Consider the following 6,188-nt stretch of genomic DNA (forward strand, 5'->3'; position numbering starts at 1 on the left):
TCAGGAGGGCGTCGAGATCATTGGTCACACACTGGTCATAGACGCCCTCCGCCCATGTCCGGGCATCGACGGGACTTCGGACTTACTCGTCTAGCTCAAGTGGCAATTTGAACTAAGTGCAAGACCGACGCGCTCGGCGCCCTAGAGTTGTCCCCATGCCCCGCGACACCCTCACCCGCGAACAGATCGTCGATACGGCCATCGAACTCCTCGACGAGGAAGGGCTGGACGGGCTCAATATGCGCAGCCTCGGCAAACGCCTCGATTCGGCCCCCACCGCGATGTACTGGCACGTCCAGAACAAGGACAATCTCGTACGCCTCGCCACCGACCGGGTCTGGGCGGAGATCGACCTACCCGATCTCGGCACCATGGACTGGCGGACCGCCGCCGAGACCTTGGCCGGCGGGATGTACGCGATGATGAGCCGGCACCCGTGGCTGGTCCAGGCGCAATCGGCGTATCTGCTGTACGGGGAGAACAAATCGCGATACGACGAGCACGTACTCGCCGTCTACGACGGGGCCGGTTTCACCACCGGCCAGGCCGACCGGGCCGCGGCCGCGGTATTCATGTTCGTTCTGGGCAACACGGTGGGAGCCGCCGCCAATGTCTCCATCGCCCGCCGACTGGCCCACGCGGGCGGGGATCTTGAAGCGCGGCTACGCGAAACCACGACCGCCGCCACCGAGATCGCCCGGAAGTTGCCCCGCCTACGCGACCGGATCGAGGCGGCGTCCGGCACCGGATACAACGCGGCACCCGACAGCAGCTTCGAATTCGGTCTGGCCGCGCTGCTGGACGGCCTGCAGAAAAGCCTCTCCGACAGCTGACCGACAGGCGTGGCAGTCAGCGGTCAGGTGCCCGCGTTCCACTCGCGCTGAGACGGCGGCGATTCTCCGCGCTCGGAACGCGCGGCAGACAGCGGGCGGAATCCCTCCGCGCTGCCCCGCAAGCCGTCACCGGGTGTAGGTCGAATTCGTAAATGTCCCGGGGTCATGCGCTGTCACCTGCTGTGGATACAGTCCGTAGCGCTCCATCACTGGAACGGCCGACGCCGAAAGAGTGCCAGGCGGCGGTTCGAACGCGCCCGACCTATTGTTCATATCCGGCACGATGTAACTGCCTGCGCGACCCTGAATTCGTATCTCCCCGGCAGCGGGTACAGTGTCCCCGGCGTTCAGGATCAGTCCGGCGTGGTTGAAGCGCACGGACTTTACACGTTCGGGAACTATCACGGGGACACCGTCGTGCCGCACCACGAACACGAACAAGTCGGAGTCCGCCTTCTCCATCATCCGATCGAATTCTGGTGTACCGGGTAGCACCGGCTGCTCGAGATCCTCTGACAGCCCGAATCTGCGGAGCTGATATCGGGTGACGGCGACCTTGTTGTCGTGAATTCGTTCCGCCTCCAGCAGCGCATCGGCCCGAGTGTCCGGGTCGGCGCCGAGAGCACTCCGCCACGAACCGGTATGCAATTGGACATGTTCCGCCCGAGGCAGGTCAGCGAATGCCGGGAGGCCGTGCGGTCGCGCCGCACCGGAATTCGCGGTCGCTCGGTCGACTACCGCACTACCTTCTTCTTCGGCCCGTCCGGTCAGACGCAGCAAGTCGCCGATCGGGCGGCTCGTGAGATTCCGGATCCGCTCGGAATCCCCCGCCGAGTACCCGCGGATATCGTCGGACAACCGCAGAGCAAGTTTGCTCATCGTTTCGGCGAAGCGCCCGTACACGCCACTACTCCAAACCGCTTCTGCTATCGGCCGGATGCGATTCGTAATGCGACGGATCCGATTCCGGGCGAAGGCGCTGCCCCACGGTACACGAAAAGTAGCCGGCCCCCGCACCTGGAGAGATGCGAGGGCCGGCTGCTGTTGCTACCTACCGATTACCGGTAGTCGCTGAAACCGTAATCATCCAGCGGGACCGCGGCACCGGTGGTGGCGCCGAAGCCCTCCGGGCTGTAGTAGGTGTCGTCGTAGGACGGCACCGCGTACGCCGCGGCACGCGCTTCCTCGGTCGGCTGGACCTGGATGTTGCGGTACCGGTTGATGCCGGTACCGGCCGGGATCAGCTTACCGATGATCACGTTCTCCTTGAGGCCGATGAGCCGGTCGGAGCGGCAGTTGATCGCCGCGTCCGTCAGGACTCGGGTGGTCTCCTGGAAGGACGCCGCCGACAGCCACGAATCGGTGGCCAGCGACGCCTTGGTGATACCCATCAGCACCGGACGACCGGCCGCGGGCTCGTTGCCCTCGGCGACGACGCGGCGGTTGGACGCCTCGAACTCCGAACGCTCGGTGAGCGAACCGGGCAGGAACTCGGTGGCGCCCGAATCGATGATCGTCACCCGGCGCAGCATCTGGCGGACGATGACCTCGATGTGCTTGTCGTGGATGGACACACCCTGGCTCCGGTAGACCTCCTGGACCTCGTGGACCAGGTGGATCTGGACCTGCCGGGGGCCCATCACGCGCAGCACCTCGTGCGGATCCGCCGCACCTTCCAGCAACTGCTGGCCGACCTCGACGTGGTCGCCGTCGGAGAGCAGCCGCTCGGTGCCGTCGTCGTGCTTGAACACGCGCAGCCGCTGACGCTTGGACAGCTTGTCGTAGACCACATCGTCCCCGCCGTCGTCGGGAATGATGGTGATCTTGTAGAAGCGGTCGTCGTCCTCCAGCCGCACCCGGCCCGAGACCTCCGCGATCGGCGCCTTGCCCTTGGGCACACGAGCTTCGAAGAGCTCCTGCACACGAGGCAGACCGCCGGTGATGTCGTCACCCGCGACACCACCCTGGTGGAAGGTACGCATGGTCAGCTGGGTACCGGGCTCACCGATGGACTGCGCGGCGACGATACCGACGGCCTCACCGATATCGACGAGCTTGCCGGTGGCCATCGAGCGGCCGTAGCAGGTCGCGCAGACTCCGGTGCCGGTGGTGCAGGTCAGCACGGAGCGGACCTTCACCTCGGTGATACCGGCGTCCAGCAGCGCCTCGATCGCGGGATCGCCCAGGTCCGCGCCCTTGGTGACCACGACGTTGCCGCTATCGTCGAGCGCGTCGGCGGCCAGGGTGCGGGCGTAGGCCGAGGTCTCCACGTGCGGGTCCCGGATGAGCACGGCTGGCGCATCACCCACCCCGCCCTGCTTCTCCGCGATGTGCACGGTGATACCGCGTTCGGTGCCGCAGTCGTGCTCGCGCACGATCACGTCCTGCGAGACGTCCACCAGACGACGGGTCAGGTAGCCCGAGTCGGCGGTACGCAGCGCGGTGTCGGCCAGACCCTTACGAGCACCGTGGGTGTTGATGAAGTACTCCAGCACCGTCAGGCCCTCACGGAAGGAGGACTTGATCGGCCGCGGGATGAACTCACCCTTCGGGTTCGTCACCAGGCCCTTCATACCCGCGAGGGTACGGGTCTGGGTGAAGTTACCCGTGGCGCCCGAATCGACGATCGTGATGATCGGGTTGTCGGCCGGGTAGTGCGCGCGCAGCGCCCGACCGACCTCTTCGGTCGCTTCCTGCCAGATCTTCACCAGGGCATTGTTGCGCTCCTGGTGATCGAGCGCACCACGCTGGTACTTCTTCTCGATCTGATCGGACTGCGCCTCGTAGCGCTCCATGATCTCGGCCTTCTCCGGCGGAACGAGCACGTCCGACATGGAGACGGTGACACCCGAACGCGTGGCCCAGTAGAAGCCGGCGTCCTTGAGCTTGTCGACGGTCTGCGCGACCACGATCATCGGGTAGCGCTCGGCGAGATCGTTGATGATCGTCGCCTGCCGCTTCTTCGGCATCGGCTCGTTGATGAACGCGTAGTCACCCGGGAGCAGTTCGTTGAACAGCACCCGGCCCAGGGTGGTCTGGGTGGTCCACGCGTCGCCGCGCCGCCAGCCCTCCGGGAACAGTTCCGCCTCGACGTCCTTGGGCGGACGCTGATCGGTCAGCCGCACCTTGATGGTCGACCGCACGGTGAGCTCACCGCGGTCCACCGCCATCTGCGCTTCGGCCGGCGAGGAGTACACGCCCTGCTCCGGACCCTCGGCCGTCGCGGGCCGGTACTCGCCCTTGGCGCCTTCGTCGAGCCGGGTCAGGTAGTACAGACCCGTCACCATGTCCAGACGCGGCATGGCCAGCGGGCGACCCGACGCCGGGGACAGGATGTTGTTCGAGGACAGCATCAGGATGCGGGCCTCGGCCTGCGCCTCCGCCGACAGCGGCAGGTGTACGGCCATCTGGTCACCGTCGAAGTCCGCGTTGAACGCCTCACAGACCAGCGGGTGCAGCTGGATGGCCTTACCCTCGACCAGCTGCGGCTCGAAGGCCTGGATACCGAGGCGGTGCAGGGTGGGCGCACGGTTCAGCAGCACCGGGTGCTCGGCGATGACCTCTTCGAGGACGTCCCACACCTGCGGCCGCTGCCGTTCGACCATCCGCTTGGCGGATTTGATGTTCTGCGCGTGGTTCAGGTCGACCAGCCGCTTCATCACGAACGGCTTGAACAGCTCCAGCGCCATCAGCTTGGGCAGACCGCACTGGTGCAGTTTCAGCTGCGGACCGACGACGATGACCGAACGGCCGGAGTAGTCGACACGCTTACCGAGCAGGTTCTGCCGGAAACGACCCTGCTTACCCTTGAGCAGATCGCTCAGGGACTTCAGCGGGCGGTTACCCGGACCGGTGACCGGCCGGCCGCGACGACCGTTGTCGAAGAGCGCGTCTACGGACTCCTGCAGCATCCGCTTCTCGTTGTTGACGATGATCTCGGGGGCACCGAGGTCGATCAGTCGCTTGAGGCGGTTGTTGCGGTTGATGACGCGCCGGTAGAGGTCGTTCAGGTCGGAGGTGGCGAAGCGGCCACCGTCGAGCTGGACCATCGGCCGCAGCTCCGGCGGGATCACCGGAACGGCGTCGAGCACCATGCCCATCGGCGAGTTGCCGTTGGTCTGGAACGCCGCGACGACCTTGAGCCGCTTGAGCGCGCGCAGCTTCTTCTGGCCCTTACCGCTGCGGATGGTCTCGCGCAGATTCTCGGCCTCGGCCTCGATATCGAAGTTCTCCATCAGCTTCTGGATGGACTCCGCGCCCATCGCGCCGGTGAAGTATTCGCCGTATCGATCCTGCAGCTCGCGGTAGAGCACCTCGTCCACGATCAGCTGCTTGGGGGCCAGCTTGGTGAAGGTGTTCCAGATCTCCTCGAGCCGGTCCAGCTCACGCTGGGCACGGTCGCGGAGCTGCTTCATCTCGCGCTCGCCGCCGTCCTTGACCTTGCGGCGCACATCGGACTTCGCGCCCTCGGCCTCGAGCTCGGCCAGATCGGCCTCGAGCTTCTGGGCCCGGGCCTCGAGGTCGGCGTCACGCTGATCGGCGACGGTCTTCTTCTCGACCTCCATCTCGGCCTCGAGAGTCGACAGCTCGTTGTGCCGCATCTCGTCGTCGACGGCGGTGATGACGTAGGCGGCGAAGTAGATGATCTTTTCCAGATCCTTCGGCGCCAGGTCGAGCAGGTAGCCGAGGCGGCTCGGCACACCCTTGAAGTACCAGATGTGGGTGACCGGGGCGGCCAGCTCGATATGGCCCATCCGCTCACGGCGCACCTTCGCACGGGTCACCTCGACGCCGCAGCGCTCACAGATGATGCCCTTGAAGCGGACGCGCTTGTACTTACCGCAGTAGCACTCCCAGTCCCGGGTGGGACCGAAGATTTTCTCGCAGAACAAGCCGTCCTTCTCCGGCTTGAGCGTGCGGTAGTTGATGGTCTCCGGTTTCTTCACCTCGCCGTAGGACCACTGGCGGATGTCGTCGGCGGTGGCCAGGCCGATCCGGAGTTCATCGAAGAAGTTGACGTCTAGCACGTAACTTCCTTTCCCCTGTGCGGGTCGAATACGAGCAAAAGTTCTCTATTGGATTCGAACGCGGTGGCCGGGTACCGAGCCGTAATTCGTCACGGCACCCGGCCAACGCCCTAGTTCGCCAGATCGTCGACGGTGGCCGCTTCGTTCCTGGACAGGTTGATGCCCAGGTTGGCCGCCGCCCGCTCGAGATCCTCGTCGTCCCCGTCGCGCATCTCGATCGCGGCGCCGTCCGACGACAGCACCTCGACATTGAGGCACAGGGACTGGAGTTCCTTGAGCAGAACCTTGAACGATTCCGGGATGCCCGGTTCCGGAATGTTCTCGCCCT

At 65.4% G+C, this 6,188-nt stretch carries 4 protein-coding genes; 1 reads left to right on the forward strand and 3 read right to left on the reverse strand.

Annotation, left to right across the window (positions count from 1 at the left end):
* The first annotated feature begins 155 nt into the window (after positions 1-155).
* Complete coding sequence (locus ABZV91_RS31915) at positions 156-833, forward strand: TetR/AcrR family transcriptional regulator (protein WP_355249439.1); 678 nt, start codon at positions 156-158, stop codon at positions 831-833.
* Positions 834-959: 126 nt separating this feature from the next.
* Here the strand turns inward: ABZV91_RS31915 and ABZV91_RS31920 are convergent, their stop codons facing one another.
* The 3 genes from ABZV91_RS31920 to ABZV91_RS31930 all read right to left on the reverse strand — a co-directional run.
* Entirely contained in the window at positions 960-1,298 is a 339-nt protein-coding gene (locus ABZV91_RS31920; protein WP_355249440.1) for a hypothetical protein, read from the reverse strand.
* A 593-nt stretch (positions 1,299-1,891) separates the two neighbouring features.
* Positions 1,892-5,860, reverse strand: a complete 3,969-nt coding sequence (locus ABZV91_RS31925) for a DNA-directed RNA polymerase subunit beta' (protein WP_355249441.1) — start codon at positions 5,858-5,860, stop codon at positions 1,892-1,894.
* Between the two features lie 110 nt (positions 5,861-5,970).
* Positions 5,971-6,188: hypothetical protein (locus ABZV91_RS31930; RefSeq protein ID WP_355249442.1), on the reverse strand; the 218-nt coding region annotated here is incomplete at its 5' end.

The sequence above is a fragment of the Nocardia sp. NPDC004568 genome, from assembly GCF_040609955.1.
Taxonomy (GTDB): Bacteria; Actinomycetota; Actinomycetes; order Mycobacteriales; family Mycobacteriaceae; genus Nocardia.

What these genes read in the sequence shown, in the direction of transcription:
- ABZV91_RS31920 (WP_355249440.1), bottom strand. Translation starts at nt 1,298, where the DNA reads ATGATGGAGAAGGCGGACTCCGACTTGTTCGTGTTCGTGGTGCGGCAC.
- ABZV91_RS31915 (WP_355249439.1), top strand. Translation starts at nt 156, where the DNA reads ATGCCCCGCGACACCCTCACCCGCGAACAGATCGTCGATACGGCCATC.